General features: G+C 70.6%; 15 protein-coding genes. 10 read left to right on the top strand and 5 right to left on the bottom strand.

The genetic code is table 11. The features are described from left to right. Nucleotides 1–963, top strand: a complete 963-nt coding sequence (locus D8I30_RS02090; RefSeq protein WP_121481267.1) for a homoserine kinase — start codon at nt 1–3, stop codon at nt 961–963. A gap of 235 nt (nt 964–1,198) precedes the next feature. On the opposite strand, the gene D8I30_RS14295 is transcribed toward D8I30_RS02090, so the two are convergent. After that, nucleotides 1,199–1,657, bottom strand: coding sequence for a hypothetical protein (locus D8I30_RS14295; RefSeq protein ID WP_162938779.1), 459 nt, complete (start codon nt 1,655–1,657; stop codon nt 1,199–1,201). Between the two features lie 152 nt (nt 1,658–1,809). Here D8I30_RS14295 and D8I30_RS02085 point away from each other — a divergent pair, with 152 nt between their 5' ends. Then, on the top strand, nt 1,810–2,760 hold the full coding sequence (locus tag D8I30_RS02085) for a DUF5996 family protein (protein ID WP_121481266.1): 951 nt from the start codon (nt 1,810–1,812) through the stop codon (nt 2,758–2,760). Nucleotides 2,761–2,775: 15 nt separating this feature from the next. Here D8I30_RS02085 and thrC read toward each other — a convergent pair whose 3' ends face one another. Next, nucleotides 2,776–4,164, bottom strand: a complete 1,389-nt coding sequence (gene thrC, locus D8I30_RS02080; RefSeq protein ID WP_121481265.1) for a threonine synthase — start codon at nt 4,162–4,164, stop codon at nt 2,776–2,778. 170 nt (nt 4,165–4,334) lie between these two features. On the opposite strand from thrC, the gene D8I30_RS02075 reads away from it, so the two are divergent. Together D8I30_RS02075 and D8I30_RS02070 are read left to right on the top strand one after the other, a co-directional pair. Beyond that, nucleotides 4,335–5,279 carry a pepsin/retropepsin-like aspartic protease family protein gene (locus D8I30_RS02075; RefSeq protein ID WP_121481264.1) on the top strand — a complete coding sequence of 315 codons (945 nt, stop codon included), beginning with the start codon at nt 4,335–4,337 and terminating at the stop codon, nt 5,277–5,279. 66 nt (nt 5,280–5,345) lie between these two features. Then, entirely contained in the window at nt 5,346–6,677 is a 1,332-nt protein-coding gene (locus D8I30_RS02070) for a DUF418 domain-containing protein (protein ID WP_121481263.1), read from the top strand. A 30-nt stretch (nt 6,678–6,707) separates the two neighbouring features. Here D8I30_RS02070 and ypfJ read toward each other — a convergent pair whose 3' ends face one another. Together ypfJ and D8I30_RS02060 are read right to left on the bottom strand one after the other, a co-directional pair. Then, nucleotides 6,708–7,556 carry a KPN_02809 family neutral zinc metallopeptidase gene (ypfJ, locus tag D8I30_RS02065; RefSeq protein ID WP_121481262.1) on the bottom strand — a complete coding sequence of 283 codons (849 nt, stop codon included), beginning with the start codon at nt 7,554–7,556 and terminating at the stop codon, nt 6,708–6,710. 82 nt (nt 7,557–7,638) lie between these two features. Continuing rightward, nucleotides 7,639–8,010: a hypothetical protein gene (locus D8I30_RS02060; protein ID WP_121481261.1), complete on the bottom strand. Its 372-nt coding sequence runs from the start codon at nt 8,008–8,010 to the stop codon at nt 7,639–7,641. 106 nt (nt 8,011–8,116) lie between these two features. Between D8I30_RS02060 and D8I30_RS02055 the strand changes: the two genes are divergently transcribed. Then, the gene (locus tag D8I30_RS02055) at nt 8,117–8,713 is read left to right on the top strand and encodes a type 1 glutamine amidotransferase domain-containing protein (protein ID WP_121481260.1); all 597 of its coding nucleotides are present in this window, start codon (nt 8,117–8,119) and stop codon (nt 8,711–8,713) included. A gap of 154 nt (nt 8,714–8,867) precedes the next feature. On the opposite strand, the gene erpA is transcribed toward D8I30_RS02055, so the two are convergent. Beyond that, complete coding sequence (gene erpA / locus D8I30_RS02050; RefSeq protein WP_162938911.1) at nt 8,868–9,215, bottom strand: iron-sulfur cluster insertion protein ErpA; 348 nt, start codon at nt 9,213–9,215, stop codon at nt 8,868–8,870. A 128-nt stretch (nt 9,216–9,343) separates the two neighbouring features. On the opposite strand from erpA, the gene D8I30_RS02045 reads away from it, so the two are divergent. The 5 genes from D8I30_RS02045 to scpB all read left to right on the top strand — a co-directional run bounded on the left by D8I30_RS02045 (nt 9,344) and on the right by scpB (nt 13,998). Then, a complete protein-coding gene (locus D8I30_RS02045) occupies nt 9,344–10,531 on the top strand; it encodes a deoxyguanosinetriphosphate triphosphohydrolase (protein ID WP_121481258.1) in 1,188 nt (395 codons plus the stop codon). 86 nt (nt 10,532–10,617) lie between these two features. Then, a complete protein-coding gene (locus D8I30_RS02040) occupies nt 10,618–11,418 on the top strand; it encodes an SPOR domain-containing protein (RefSeq protein WP_121481257.1) in 801 nt (266 codons plus the stop codon). A gap of 11 nt (nt 11,419–11,429) precedes the next feature. Beyond that, nucleotides 11,430–12,479 (top strand): beta-N-acetylhexosaminidase, encoded by a 1,050-nt coding sequence (nagZ, locus tag D8I30_RS02035; RefSeq protein ID WP_121481256.1) that lies wholly within the window; start codon nt 11,430–11,432, stop codon nt 12,477–12,479. A 17-nt stretch (nt 12,480–12,496) separates the two neighbouring features. Then, complete coding sequence (locus D8I30_RS02030) at nt 12,497–13,321, top strand: segregation and condensation protein A (RefSeq protein ID WP_121481255.1); 825 nt, start codon at nt 12,497–12,499, stop codon at nt 13,319–13,321. After that, a complete protein-coding gene (gene scpB, locus D8I30_RS02025) occupies nt 13,318–13,998 on the top strand; it encodes an SMC-Scp complex subunit ScpB (protein ID WP_121481254.1) in 681 nt (226 codons plus the stop codon). Before D8I30_RS02030 ends, scpB begins: the two co-directional genes overlap by 4 nt. Nucleotides 13,999–14,057 lie beyond the last annotated feature (59 nt).

Genomic DNA, 14,057 nt, shown 5'->3' with positions numbered 1-14,057 from the left:
ATGGCCGTCTTCACGCCCGTCACGCCGCAGCAGGCCGCCGACTATCTCATGCGCTACCCTCTCGGCGGCCTGGTCGAACTGACCCCGATCGCCGAGGGGGTCGAGAACACCAACTATCGCCTGGTGACGGATCGGGGCGCCTATGTCCTGACCCTGTTCGAGGGGCGGACGGACCCCTCGGCTCTGCCGTTCTGCCTGGGCCTCACGGGGCGTCTGGCGGCGCAAGGCTTCCCCACGCCCGCGCCGGTCGCGGACCGGGAAGGCCAGGTGATCGGCCGCCTGAACGGCCGCGCCGCCGCCCTCGTGGAATGGACGCCCGGCGCCTGGAAGCGTCAACCGACGGACAAGGACCAGTATCGCGCGGGCCAGGTCCTGGCCCTGCTGCACCTGGACGCCGCCGACTATGAGGGCGTGCGCGACAACCCGGTCGGGCCGCGCGCCTGGGCCGAGCTGGCCGCGCGCTGCGATATGGCCGCCAAGGGCGAGGACCGGCGAATGCTGGACCAGATGCAGCGCCTGCTGCCCGACCTGGCCCGGCCGTGGAGCGACCCCACCTTGCCGCGCGGGCCGATCCACGCCGACTATTTCCCCGACAACGTCCTGTTCGCGACGAACGAGCATGGGGCGACGGACGTGGGCGGGGTGATCGACTTCTATTTCGCCTGCGTCGACGTGCTGGCCTACGACCTGGCCATCGCGCTGAGCGCCTGGGGCTTCGACGCCGAGGGACGGCCCCTGCCGTCGGCCCTTCGCGCCTTCCAGAAGGGCTATGAGTCGGTGCGGCCCCTGTCGGACGCCGAGCGCGAAGCCCTGCCGGAGCTCGGCGCGGCGGCGGCGGTGCGCTTCACCCTGACGCGCCTGCACGACCGCCTGTTCCACGACCCGGCCAACCTGGTCACGCCCAAGGACCCGGCGCCCTTCTTCCGGCGGCTGGACTACTGGAAGGCGGCGGAGGCGGTATGAGGGGCGGCTTTTCGCATTGAGGCGAGAGACTGCTTTCGACCCTTAGCGGAACTGCAGCGGAGCCGCTCTTGGGCCCAACCGCCGATGTCCGCTTCGGGCTTCGGTATCGATGACCGCTCCGCCCCCTCGCTGACGTTCAGTGTGCTGCTGTCTGACCGCCGCAGAACTGTTCGCTCTAGGGCTATGGCGGACGACCGATGCGCCCCCTAACAGAATTGTCGATTGTGCCAAGGCCTCATTTTGATCGGTAGGAAGGCGTGTAAAACGAAGCGCCCTTGCCTGGAACCCACTGCACATTGTCCGGCGCTTGCTCAACGATCGCATCGAAGGTGCCATCGTCCGAGACTATTCGAATGTGTTCATACGCAATATCTTCGAACAGGCGTGCACGGTTTTCAACCAGCCAACTAGAGTTCTCAACCTTCATGAGTGGCCACCAGTGACGCGGCCAACGAGGATCGGTGAGCTTCGGGTAGCCCCGGGAGAAATCGACGAGCGGCGAAGCAGCTTCATCAAAGAGGCTCGCGACTAACGAACGCATCTCGATGATCAAATCGCGGTCGCCGCCGTAGAACGAATACACAGCACGAACCGTCACCCATCCCGGCGCGGCGTCCACTTCGATCCCGCATGGCGACTGAGGGATATCCGGAAGTGGCACCCACGGAACAGCTAAGTCTCTCTTATGATCCATGGTGAGTGCTCCCGTTACGCGAGAGCATCAGCATGACAAAGCCAAGGTCCGCTATCCACCCATAGCTGTCCCTCACTAGGTCCGCTTCCAGCCCTGATGCAACGATCTCGCCGCGCGGGGTTTTGAGGGAGGGGCAGGCGAGGAGGCTTCCGATGGCGCCCGACGACAACGCACTGACATGGCCCGAACTGCAGCCCTCGGCGCTCTGGCCGACGGTGGAGACCTTGCAGCTGTGGGCGCAGATCGTCGGCAAGGTGCGGCTGTCGCAGACGCCCTGGCTCAACCACGGCTGGCACGTGACGCTGGGGGTGACCGCGCGGGGGCTGTCGACCGGGCTCATTCCGCACGGCGCGGTGGACTTCGAGATGGAGTTCGACTTCATCGCCGGAACCCTCGTCATCCGCGTCAGCGACGGCGGCGAGCGCCGCGTCGCGCTCAAGCCCGGAGCCGTGGCGGACTTCTACGCCCAGGTCATGGTGGCGCTGGCGGGGCTGGGCGTCGCGTGCCGCATCGACCTGACGCCGGACGAGATGGCCGAGGCGACGCCCTTTCCGGAGGACCGGCGGCATCGCCTTTATGATCCGGAGGTCGCGCGGGACTACTGGCGCGCCCTGGTGCAGGTCGATCGCGTCTTCAACCGGTTCCGCACCCGGTTCCTGGGGAAATGCAGCCCCGTCCAGCTGTTCTGGGGCGGGTTCGATCTGGCCGTGACCCGGTTCTCGGGGCGGCGGGCGCCGCTGCATCCGGGCGGGTTTCCGAACCTGCCCGACGCCGTCACGCGCGAGGCCTATTCCCATGAGGTGTCCAGCGCGGGTTTCTGGCCCGGCGATCCCGGTCAGGCGCCGGCCTTCTACGCCGACACCTATCCCGCGCCGCCGGGCTTCGACACAGCGGCGGTCGCGCCGGCCGAGGCTCGCTGGGATGCGGCGCTCGGGGAGTTCATCCTGCCCTATGAGGCCGTCAGGACGGCGGCCGATCCCGACGCGGCTCTGGGCGTGTTTCTTGAAACCACCTATGCGGCCGCCGCCGACCTGGGCGGGTGGGGTCGGGCGGCGCTGGAATGCGAGGAGGGGCGCCCGCGTCATCCGCGACGGGTGGGATGACGCCGCCGGGGAGCCTTACCCCGCGAACCCCTTCACCGCCGCCAGGGCCGCCTCGGGCGTGTTCTCGATCACCGTCAGCCGCTCGGGACGGTCGCCCAGGGCGCGGATGACGGGGGCGGGCTCGGGCTCGAAGCCCAGCACGTCGGAGACGAAGGCGCCGAACTTGGACGGGTGGGCGGTGGACAGGGCGACGATGGGCGCGCCGTTGCGGTCCAGGCGGCGCGCGGCGGCCAGGGCGACGGCCGTGTGCGGACAGACGACGCGGCCCCAGGCGGCGTAGGCATGGGCGATCTCGGCCTTGGTCGTCGCCTCGTCGACCGAGACGGCCGAGACCTCGGCGCGCAGGGCGGCCAGCAGCTCGGACGACAGGGTGACGGAGCCCTCGCGAGCGAAGGTCTCGAACACGGCGCGGGTCGCCTCGGCGTCGCGGCCCGAGGCTTCATAGACCAGGCGTTCGAAGTTGGACGGCGCCTGCACGTCCATGGAGACGCTGCCGCTCTCGACCGCCGGGCGGCGAGCATAGACGCCGTCGTTGATCGCCCGGGCCAGGGCGTCGTTCTGATTGACGGCGGCGACGAAGCCGGCGGCGGGCAGGCCCATCTTGCGGGCGGCGATCCCGGCGAAGGCGTCGCCGAAATTGCCGGTCGGCACTACGAAGGTTGCCGCCTGGCCCAGCTGGGCCGTGGCCGACACATAGTAGGGAATCTGGCCCGCCAGACGGCCCCAGTTGATCGAGTTGACCGAGGACAGGCGGCCCTGTTCGCGCAAGGACTCCTCGGCCAGCAGCCCCTTCACCAGACGCTGGCAGTCGTCGAAGTCGCCGCGCACGGCCAGGTTCAGCACGTTGTCGGCCTCGACCGTCGTCATCTGCTTGCGCTGCACCGGCGAGACGCGATCCAGCGGGTGCAGCACGATCAGCTTGATGCGTTCGGCGCCCGCAAAGGCGCGCACGGCGGCGGCGCCGGTGTCGCCGCTGGTGGCGGTCAGCAGGGTCAGGGTCTCGCCCGTGGCGGCCAGGGCCTCGTCCGACAGGGCGGCGACCAGCTGCATGGCCAGGTCCTTGAACGCCGCCGTCGGGCCGTGGAACAGCTCCAGCACGAACAGGCCGGGTTCCAGTTCGACCAGGGGCGTCACCAGCGGATGGTCGAAGCCCTGGACCAGCCGCTCCAGCGCGCGATCGAGCGCGCCCGCAGGCAGGGCGTCGCCGATGAAGGGCGCCATCGCCGCCTTGGCGATCTCGGCGTAGCCGCGGCCCGGGCGGGTGGCGTCGACCGGCAGGGCGGGCCAGGCCTGGGGCATGTAGAGGCCGCCGTCCGGGGCGATGCCGCGCAGCAGGGCGTCGGCGAAGCTGGTCGAAGCGGCGTCGCCGCGCGTCGAGAGGTATCGGTCAGGAGAAGCTGGCATATCGGGTCGTTTCTAGCCGCTGGCCTGCGCTTCGTCATGATTATTTTGCGCCTGCGAAGGCAATTTCGCCGTTTTGCGCAATAGCCTGGCGCGGGGCGGCGCGGAGTCTCGCCAGGCCGCGACGCGACGGAGGCTGGCGCATCGCCGCGCAGAAGTTCATGGAAGAGGGAATGAGACGCCGCTCCTTCCTGATCCGCGCCGCCGCCCTGACCTCGGCTGTCGCCGGGGGCCTGTGGCTGAAGGATCATCTGATCTGGCGCCGCCCCTCGGTGGCCTTCGCTGGGGACGGGAGCAGCGGCTGGCGGCCCTTCGTGGCGGGCGATGCGCTGACGCCGACGGTGCGGGTCCGGCTGGGCGGACGCGAGGTCGCCGCCCTGATCGACAGCGGGGCGCAGTATTCGGTGATCGACCGCGCCCTGGTGGCCGAGCTGGGGCTGGACGATTTCTTCGACATGCCGCTGGTCGCCTATGGCGTCGGCGGGCGGCCGCAGCTGGGACGCGGCGTCACCCTGGCGTTGCAGGTCGGGGGCATGGCGGTGACGGGCCTGCGGGTGGGCATCCTCGACCTGGGGCCGCTGGCCGTGGCCGAGGGACTGGGGACGCCGCTGATCCTGGGGCAGGACCTGTTGATGCAGACGGTTCTGGACCTGGACTTGAAGCGCCGCCGCGCACGCTTCGTCGCCCCGGCGCGCCACGCGCCGTCGCCCGCCCTGCGCTCCATCGGCGTGGGGCGCTCCGGCACCGCCATGGTCGCCGAGGTCACGGTCGAGGGGGTGGTGGTCCGCGCCGTGGTCGACACCGGCGCCTCGGCCCTGATCGCCCTCAGCCAGGGCGCGGCCGAGAGCGCGGGCCTGCTGGACGGCCGGCCCGAGGCGCCGGGGTCGAGCATCGTCCTGGGCGGGGTGACGTCGGCGCGGGTGATCCGGGCGCGGACCGTCACCTTCGGCGACGACCTGTGGCGTAACGTGGCCACGCCGGTCTTCGTCGACGCGCCTCTGCCCAACTATCCCGAGGCTCTGTTGGGCATGGGGGCCTTCCTGGGGCGCGAGGTATCGCTGGACCTGGGGGGAGGGCGGCTGCATCTTGCGCCGATGATGAGCGTTACGGTTGTCTAGCGTCTGACGCGCCCTGCCGCGCGAATTGGGTTTTGCCGCCGCTGGAAGGGGGATAACGCGTCATCCATGTCCACCGCCGCCCGCCTCGCTCCGGTCCCCGCCAGCCAGCGCCTGGAAAGCCTGGACCTGCTGCGCGGCTTCGCCCTGTGCGGCATTCTGCTGGTCAACATCATGCCCATGGGCGGGCCGTGGGAAGGCTATCATCCCAGCCTGCCGGCGACCCTGGCCAACCCGGACTGGTCAGCCTGGGTCGTCCAGCACCTGTTCTTCCAGGGCGCGATGCGAGGCCTGTTCACCCTGCTGTTCGGGGCGGGGATGCTGCTGATCACCCTGCGCGGGGAGGAAAGCCAGGGCACGATCCAGTCGGCAGACGTCTATTTCCGGCGCTGCATGGCCCTGCTGGCGCTGGGGGTGTTCAACGCCACCTGCCTGCTGTTCCCCGGCGACATCCTCTATGTCTATGGGCTTTCGGGCTTCCTGCTGTTCGTCTTCCGCACCGCCGCGCCTCGCACCCTACTGCGGATCGCGGCCCTGCTGATCCTGCTGCTGACCATCGAGACCGCCGTGGTCGGCCATCAGCGGGCGGCCGCAGCGCGGCACGGCCAGGCGGTGGCGGCCCAGGGCCTGGCCGGGGATGGCCTGGTGGCGGCCGAACAGGCCGCGGCGACGGCGCCTCGCACGGCCGCGGCGGCCCGCCTCCCCGACCCGCAGGCGCTTCAGGAGGAGGCGGCGATCCGCACCGGCGGCCCGGTCGGCCTGTTGGAATGGAGCGTCAGGACCTGGCTGGACTATGCGGCGTCCAGCTACACCATCACTCTGGTGCTGGAGTCGGCGGCCTTCATGCTGGCGGGCATGGCCCTGTTCAAGCTGGGGGTGCTGACCGGGCGCCGGTCGCTGGGCTTCTATGTGGGGATGGCGGCGGTCGGCTACGGCCTGGGCCTGCTGGTCAACGGCGTCCAGGCGATCGAGTTGTGGCGCAGCCAGTTCGCGCCCGGCGCCTGGGTCTCCCAGGCCAGCTATGAGATCGGCCGGTGCAGCATGACCTTGGGCCATGTCGGCCTGGTGCTGGTCCTGTGGAAGCTGAACGCCTGGGGCGTCGTCGGCGTCGGCCTGAGGGCGATGGGGCGGATGGCCCTGACCAACTATCTGCTGCAGTCGGCGATCGCCGCCCTGCTGTTCTACGGCTTCGGCCTGTGGGGGCGGCTGGACTGGTGGGGGCTGTGGGGGCTGGCCGTCGGGGTCTGGGTCGCACAGGCCCTGTTCAGCCTCGCCTGGCTGCAGGCCTTCGCCTTCGGGCCGATGGAGTGGCTGCTGCGCTGGGTCGCCTACGGCCGCCCGGCCCCGCTGCGTCGCCGCCTGATCGCGGCCGAGGCCCTGGCCGAACGCAGCGCCGGCTAGGCAGGAGGAGGCGGCTCGCGCCGCCTCCGATCACAGCTGGGCGAAGGTGTCGCAGGCGGCCGGGTCGCCGGTCTGATAGCCGCGCTGCAGCCATTCCACCCGCTGGGCCGAGGAGCCGTGGGTGAAGCTTTCGGGCGAGACCCGCCCGCCGCCGCGTCGCTGCAGGGCGTCGTCGCCGATGGCCTGGGCCGTCTTCATGCCCGCCTCCAGGTCGCCGGGCTCCAGCGCCACCTGGCCGCCCGAGGCCGCTGAGGCGTTGCGCGCCCAGACCCCGGCGTAGCAGTCGGCCTGCAGCTCCAGGGCCACGGAATAGCGATTGCCCTCGGCCTTGCTGCCCGCCTGCTGCTGGGCGCGCTGCACCTGCTGACTGGCGCCGGTCAGGGTCTGGACGTGATGGCCGTACTCATGGGCCAGGACATAGGCCTTGGCGAAGTCGGCGCTGGACCCGCCCAGCTTCTCCATCTCGCCCCAGAAGCCCAGGTCCAGATAGACCCTGTGATCGGTCGGGCAATAGAAGGGCCCCATGGCCGATTGGCCATAGCCGCACCCGGTCGTGGTGCCTTGCTCGTAGATCACCGTGGTCGGGGGCGTGTAGCCGTTCAGCTTGGCCTTCCACACGTCGTTGATGTTCGTGCCGATCACGTCGACGAACTGGCCGGCCTGGTCCTCGGGCGTGCCCATCCGGCCCTGCTGTTCGGCCTGGCCGACGCCGCCGAGCTGGCTGGCGACCTGCTGGGTGGTGTTGGGGTCGATGCCGAAGACGAAATAGCCGATGGCCGCCAGCACCAGCACGCCGATGCCGCCGCCCGCGACCGCGCCGCCGCCCATGCCTCGCCGATCCTCGACTCCGCCGCCGCGCCGTCCGCCCTGCCAACGCATGTGTCGCTCTCCGCTGTCCCGTCTGGTCTGAAGCTAGGCGAAAACGCAGGGCCTGGTGAAGGGATGCAAACGTAAAGGCGCGTCAGTGCGGCCGACGCGCCAGCCAGGCGTCGATCTCGTCCACCCCGCGCGCCGTCTGATCGGCGGGGGCGGGTAGTACGGCAGGCGCGGGCGCATAGGCCGTGGCGGGGGGCGAGGCGGGCAACGGCGCGCGCGCCGCTTGGAGCCGCTGGACGGTCAGGGCGGATTCGAGCCGGTTCTGACGCGCCTCGATCTCGCGCCGGTCGGCCTCGAGGCGCAGCTGCTCGATCGCCTGGCGGTGCTGTTCGGCGGCGGCCTGTTGCGGGTCGTATCCGCGCGGCGGCGGAGCAGGCCAGCCGGGCCAAGTCTGGGCCGAGGCCGCGCCGGTCATCGGCGCGGCGATCAGCAGCAGGGCGAGGACGAAACGGCGCATGGAGCGAAGATGGGCGCGCCTCGCCGTCGCGCCAAGCGCGGCCGCAACCTCTTCCGGGACGAGCGGTTTAGGGCGCACCGCCGCATCGCGTTCAAGGAGCCGCCCCATGACTCAAACTCTCGCCGGAAAGACCATCGCCGTCCTGGCCACGGACGGCGTCGAGCAGATCGAGCTGCAGGAGCCGGTCAAGGCGCTGAGGGCCGAAGGGGCGACGGTCGAGGTGGTCTCGCTCGAGCCGGGCTGGATCCAGGGCTTCGACCACCTGACGCCGGACGAGATGATCCCGGTCGACAAGACGCTGAAGGCGACGGACGCCTCCCTCTACGACGGCCTGGTCCTGCCCGGCGGCGTCGCCAACCCAGACCGGCTGCGCATCCATGAGGGGGCCCTGCGGTTCGTGCGGGCCTTCTTCGACGCGGGCAAGCCGGTGGCCGCCATCTGTCACGCGCCGTGGATTCTGATCGATGCGGGCGTGGCCGAGGGGCGCACCTTGACGGCCTACAAGTCCATCCGCACCGATTTGCGCAACGCGGGCGCCGAGGTGGTGGATCGGGAAGTGGTGGTCGACGAGGGGCTGGTCACGAGCCGCAGCCCCGACGACCTGCCCGCCTTCAACGCGGCGATGATCGAGGCCTTCGCCCAGGCGCCGCGTCGGGGTCGACGGAAGAAGGCGGTCGAGGGCGCGCGGCCCTCGGCTCACTAACCTCTCTTCGTCATCCCCGGGGCTGTCCCGGGGATCCAGACACACAGGCGTCGCCGGGGCGAGCATCAACCTCGAAGTCGGCGTCTATGGATTCTCGGCACAAGGCCGAGAATGACGAGGTTTATGGGAGGGCGCGCCCATCAGGGGCGCGGTCTCAGATCGAGAAGCTGACGCCGCAGCCGCAGCTCGAGGCCGCGTTGGGGTTGCGGATGACGAACTGGGCGCCCGCCAGCTCATCGACGAAGGCGATCTCGGAATCCTTGAGGAAGGGCACGGAGACCGGGTCGACGACCACGGCCTGGCCGTCGCGCCGCACCATCAGGTCGTCGGCCTCGGGGCCGTCGACCAGTTCGAAGCGATACTGGAAGCCCGAGCAGCCGCCACCGTCGACGGCGACGCGCAGCAGAACCGGCTTGCCCTCGGCTTCGGACAGCTTGGCCAGGCGTCGCGCGCCGCTTTCGGCCAGGACGATGCCTTCGGGCGACCGGGTTGCGACCGACAGCGACAGGTCGCGGGCTGATTCTGTGGATTGGACGGTGCTCACGGCCCTCTATATGAGGGGCTGACGGGCGTTCGCAAAGGCCTGTCGCCATCACGAAGTCCTGCCGCTTCCCCACGAGGCCTGACGAATTGAGCCAGACCCGCGCCCCTTACGCCGAAAACCCCGCCGCCAGCCGGGGCCGCCGCGTCTTCGAGCCCGCCAGCCGCACCCGCACCGCCTTCGCCCGCGACCGCGACCGCATCATCCACGCCACCGCCTTCCGTCGCCTGAAGGAGAAGACCCAGGTCTTCGTGGCGCACGAGGGCGACCACTACCGCACCCGGCTGACGCACAGCCTGGAGGTGGCGCAGATCGCCCGCTCCCTGGCTCATGCCTTGCGCCTCGACGACGACCTGGCCGAGACGGTCGCCCTGGCCCACGACCTGGGCCACCCGCCGTTCAGCCACGCGGGCGAGGACGAACTGCACGAGCAGATGAAGGCCTTCGGCGGCTTCGACCACAACGTCCAGAGCTTCCGCGTGGTGACCGAACTGGAGACCCGTTATCCCGGCTTCCCTGGCCTGAACCTGAGCTGGGAGACGGTCGAGGGGGTGGTCAAGCACAACGGCCCGGTGGCGCACCAGCTGACGGACCCGGCGTGGAAGGCGGTCGCCGCCTATGCGCCGGGCGGCGAGGCCGACTGGGACCTGCGCCTGGGCACCTATGCCTCCCTGGAGGCGCAGTGCGCGGCCATTGCCGACGACATCGCCTACAACAACCACGACGTGGACGACGGCGTGCAGGCCGGACTGTTCACCCTGGCCGACCTGATGGACGTGCCCCTGATCGGGCGCTGCCTGGCCGAGGCGCGCGGCGACTGGCCGGATATCGACGAGCGGATGCTGCGGCTGGAGGCGGTGCGCCGCATGATCGGCGTCATGGTCGACGACGTCCTGGCCGAGACCGAGCGCCGCCTGGCCAAGCACCGGATCGAGACGGTCGAGGACGTCCGCAACGCGCCCGAGACCCTGGTGCAGTTCTCGTCCGGCATGATGGCCGAGCTGGCCGTGCTGCGCCGCTTCCTGTTCGAGCGGATGTATCGCCACTATCGGGTCAATCGCACCCGCAGCCAGGCGCGCCGGGTGCTGGCCCAGCTGTTCCAGCTGTTCATGGCCGAGCCCGAGGTCATGCCGCCCGAATGGCAGGCCTCGGCCCTGACCGACGACCGCGACGCGCGGGCGCGGGCGGTGTGCGACTACATCGCCGGGATGACGGACCGCTACGCCATCGAGGTGCACCGCAAGCTGTTCAGTCTCGACCTCGCCCTCGATCTGTGATTCGAAAGCCGCCGGGGGCGGGTTAGACTGAACATCCCTGCGCGCCGATTCGCGCGCGGGCCATTGAGACCACCAAGGCGCGACCCATGTCCTACGACGACGATCACCGAGGCCACCCCAACGCGGGCCGCGAGCGCGGGGCCTACACGCCGCCGACCGACGACGACCTGCCCTTCACGCGCGGCGGCTATGACCCCCGTCGGGCCCCGGCCGCCAAGTCGCCGCCGATCACCCTGATCATCAGCGCCGTGGTCCTGCTGCTGCTGATCGTGGCCGTGGTGGTCTTCTATCGCTCGGGCGTGCGCTCCTCGACCGACGCCCCGCCCGCCGTGGGCTCGCCGGTCGAGAGCATGAAGGTCGAGGCGCCGCTGGACGCCCAGCCGGTCGACCCCGAGGCCGACATCCGCGTCTATCGCGACGGAGGCGAGCCCGCTGATACGGCGCCGACCTTCACCCCCGGCCCCGAAGACGTCCTGCCGCGCCCCGCGCCGACCGCCCCGGCCGCGCCGATCGAGGCCGCTCCCCTGACGCTCGCCGCCCCGGCCCGTGTCGCGGCCGCGCCCGCCTCGGCGCCTGCAGCGCCCGCTCCGGCGGCCAAGGCCCCCGCGCCTGCTCCGGCCCCGGCCCCGGCCCCGACCGCGACTGGCGGCTCGTCGGGCGTGCAGATCGGCGCCTTCTCCTCGACCGCTGTCGCTGACCGCGAATACGCCGCCGTCGCCGCTCGCTTCGGCCAGTACGCCTCGGGCGCCGAGAAGCGCGTGCAGGAAGTCACCGCCGCCAACGGCTTGACCGTCTATCGCACCACCTTCACCGGCCTGAGTCGCGATCGCGCCGTCGCCTTCTGCAACGCGCTGAAGGCCGCGGGCCGCGACTGCATCGTCCGCTAGGGCCTGACCGAATGACCTCCGCCGCCATCTACGGCTGTTCCGGCCACAGGCTGACGGCGGAGGAGCGCGCCTTCTACGCCGAGGCCAAGCCCTGGGGCTTCATCCTGTTCCGCCGCAACGTGGACAGCCCCGAGCAGGTGAAGGCCCTGGTCGCCGACCTGCGCGACAGCGTGGGCCGCGACGACGCCCCCGTCCTGATCGATCAGGAAGGCGGCCGGGTGCAACGTCTCGGCCCGCCGCACTGGCCGAAATATCCGCCGGGCGCAGCCTATCTGAAGGCGACCAACGACCCGGCGGCGGCGCGCGAACTGGTCCGCCTGGGCGCGCGCCTGATCGCCCATGACCTGCGCGAGCTGGGCATCACCGTGGACTGCGTGCCCGTGCTGGACGTGCCGGTGCCGGGCGCCCACGACATCATCGGCGACCGCGCCTACGCCCAGGACCCCGCGACCGTGACCCAACTGGGCCGGGCGGCCGCCGAAGGCCTCTTGGCCGGCGGCGTCCTGCCGATCATCAAGCACATCCCCGGCCACGGCCGCGCCTTCTCGGACAGCCATCACGACCTGCCCGTGGTCGAGACGGCGATCGAGGACCTGGACGCCTGGGACTTCGCCCCGTTCAAGGCCCTGTCGGACATGCCGATGGCGATGACGGCCCACGTCGTCTTCACCGCCGTCGACGCCAAGCGCCCGGCCACGACGTCGAAGAAGGCGATCCGCCTGATGCGCGAGCGGCTGGGCTTCTCCGGCCTGATCATGTCCGACGACCTGTCGATGCAGGCCCTGTCCGGCACCCTGACCGAGCGCGCCGAACAGTCGCTGAAGGCGGGCTGCGACGTCGTGCTTCACTGCAACGGCGACCTGACGGAGATGGCCGCCGTCGCCGAGGGCACCAAGCGCTTGAAGGGCGAGGCTCGACGCCGCGCCGAGGCCGCGCTCAACCGCATCGTCCGCGCGCCCGAGCCGCTGGACGTCGCCGAGGGCCGCGCCCGGCTCGAGGCGGCCCTGAACGGCCGCTTTGACGCTGCCAAGGGGCCGGACGTGGGCGAGGCGCAAGCCTAGATGGAAGGGGAGGGGGCATGACAGAGGCCTTCCAGCCCAACCTGGACTTCACCGCCGTCGAGCAGGTCGAGGCGCAGGAGGCCTTTGTCGTCGACCTGGAGGGCTATGAAGGCCCGCTGCACGTTCTTCTGGCCCTGGCGCGGACGCAGAAGGTGGACCTGCTCAAGCTGTCCATCACTCGCCTGGCCGAACAGTATCTGGCCTTCGTGCATGAGGCGCGGCGGCGCAATTTCGCGCTGGCGGCCGACTATCTGGTGATGGCGTCGTGGCTGGCCTACCTGAAGTCGCGCCTGCTGATCCCGCGCAACGAAAAGGACAAGCCGGAGGAGCCGCCGGCCGAGGAGATCGCCGCCGCCCTGGCCTTCCGCCTGCAGAAGCTGGAGGCCATGCGCACGGCGGTGGAGGCGATCACCGGCCGCCCGCAGCTGAAGCGTGACGTCTTCACGCGCGGCGACCCCGAGGCGACCGTCATCATCCCCTCGGACCGGGTGGACGCCAGCCTCTATGAGCTGATGAGCGCCTATGTCGCCCAGCGCCGCCGCGAGGAGCGCCGCAAATACGCCCCCGGCCAGCGGGTCGAGGCCTTCCAGCTGGAGGCCGCGCGCGACTGGCTGCGCGAGATCATGCCGCGCCTAGCCGAATGGACGCCGCTGGAGCGCGTGGCGCCGCAGAAGCCCGAGGGGCAGGAAGGTCCGAGCCAGGCCAGCTATACCGCCTCCACCCTGTCGGCCAGTCTGGAACTGGTGAAGGAGGGCGGCATGGACATCCGCCAGGAGCGGCCCTTCGACGCGGTCTGGCTGAAACGGCGCGGGCTGGCCCAGCCGCTGGAGTTGACGCCGTGACCCTCGACTTCACCCCCGACCACCTCGAGATCGAACGCCGGGTCGAGGCCCTGCTGTTCGCCGCCGCCGCGCCCCTGTCGTTGGCCGAGATCGCGCGCCGCTTGCCGCAGGGCGCCGACGTCGGCGGGGCGCTGACCGCGCTTCAGGCGCGCTATCAGGGCCGGGGGGTCGAACTGGACTGCGTGGCTGAGCGCTGGCGGTTCCGCACGGCGCCCGACCTCGGCTTCCTGATGACCGAGGAGCGCGAGGAGCCGCGCCGCCTGTCCAAGGCTGCGCTCGAGACCCTGGCCATCATCGCCTATCACCAGCCCTGCACCCGCGCCGAGATCGAGAGCGTGCGCGGCGTCTCCCTGTCCAAGGGCACGCTGGACCTGCTGCTGGAGATGGACTTCGTGCGTCTGCGCGGCCGGCGCCGCACGCCGGGGCGGCCGGTGACCTACGCCACGACCGACCGCTTCCTGGAGCATTTCAGCCTGGCCAGCCTCTATGACCTGCCGGGCGTGCAGGAGATGAAGGCCGCGGGCCTGCTGGACCTGTCCATGCCGGTCGGTTTCGAGGTGCCCGATCCCTCGCGCGGCGGCGACGAGGAGGGCGAGGACCTGCTGACCGGACTGGACGACGCCGCGCCCGAATTCGCCCAGGATTTCGTCAGCGAGGACGAAGAGTCGCAACCTTAGCCGGGACGGAACGTCGCGCCCCCAAGAAACCACGGAAAGTCATGGACTTAAGTCCAAGG

Origin of the sequence: Brevundimonas naejangsanensis, from assembly GCF_003627995.1 — a bacterium.
In the GTDB taxonomy this organism is placed as follows: domain Bacteria; phylum Pseudomonadota; class Alphaproteobacteria; order Caulobacterales; family Caulobacteraceae; genus Brevundimonas; species Brevundimonas naejangsanensis_B.
The sequence above is the reverse complement of the archived record's forward strand: the minus strand, read 5'-3'. Positions and strand labels throughout refer to the sequence as shown.

Coding starts and splice junctions, on each gene's coding strand:
- D8I30_RS02090 (WP_121481267.1), top strand. CDS start 1: ATGGCCGTCTTCACGCCCGTCACGCCGCAGCAGGCCGCCGACTATCTC.
- D8I30_RS14295 (WP_162938779.1), bottom strand. CDS start 1,657: ATGGATCATAAGAGAGACTTAGCTGTTCCGTGGGTGCCACTTCCGGAT.
- D8I30_RS02085 (WP_121481266.1), top strand. CDS start 1,810: ATGGCGCCCGACGACAACGCACTGACATGGCCCGAACTGCAGCCCTCG.
- thrC (WP_121481265.1), bottom strand. CDS start 4,164: ATGCCAGCTTCTCCTGACCGATACCTCTCGACGCGCGGCGACGCCGCT.
- D8I30_RS02075 (WP_121481264.1), top strand. CDS start 4,335: ATGAGACGCCGCTCCTTCCTGATCCGCGCCGCCGCCCTGACCTCGGCT.
- D8I30_RS02070 (WP_121481263.1), top strand. CDS start 5,346: ATGTCCACCGCCGCCCGCCTCGCTCCGGTCCCCGCCAGCCAGCGCCTG.
- ypfJ (WP_121481262.1), bottom strand. CDS start 7,556: ATGCGTTGGCAGGGCGGACGGCGCGGCGGCGGAGTCGAGGATCGGCGA.
- D8I30_RS02060 (WP_121481261.1), bottom strand. CDS start 8,010: ATGCGCCGTTTCGTCCTCGCCCTGCTGCTGATCGCCGCGCCGATGACC.
- D8I30_RS02055 (WP_121481260.1), top strand. CDS start 8,117: ATGACTCAAACTCTCGCCGGAAAGACCATCGCCGTCCTGGCCACGGAC.
- D8I30_RS02040 (WP_121481257.1), top strand. CDS start 10,618: ATGTCCTACGACGACGATCACCGAGGCCACCCCAACGCGGGCCGCGAG.
- nagZ (WP_121481256.1), top strand. CDS start 11,430: ATGACCTCCGCCGCCATCTACGGCTGTTCCGGCCACAGGCTGACGGCG.
- D8I30_RS02030 (WP_121481255.1), top strand. CDS start 12,497: ATGACAGAGGCCTTCCAGCCCAACCTGGACTTCACCGCCGTCGAGCAG.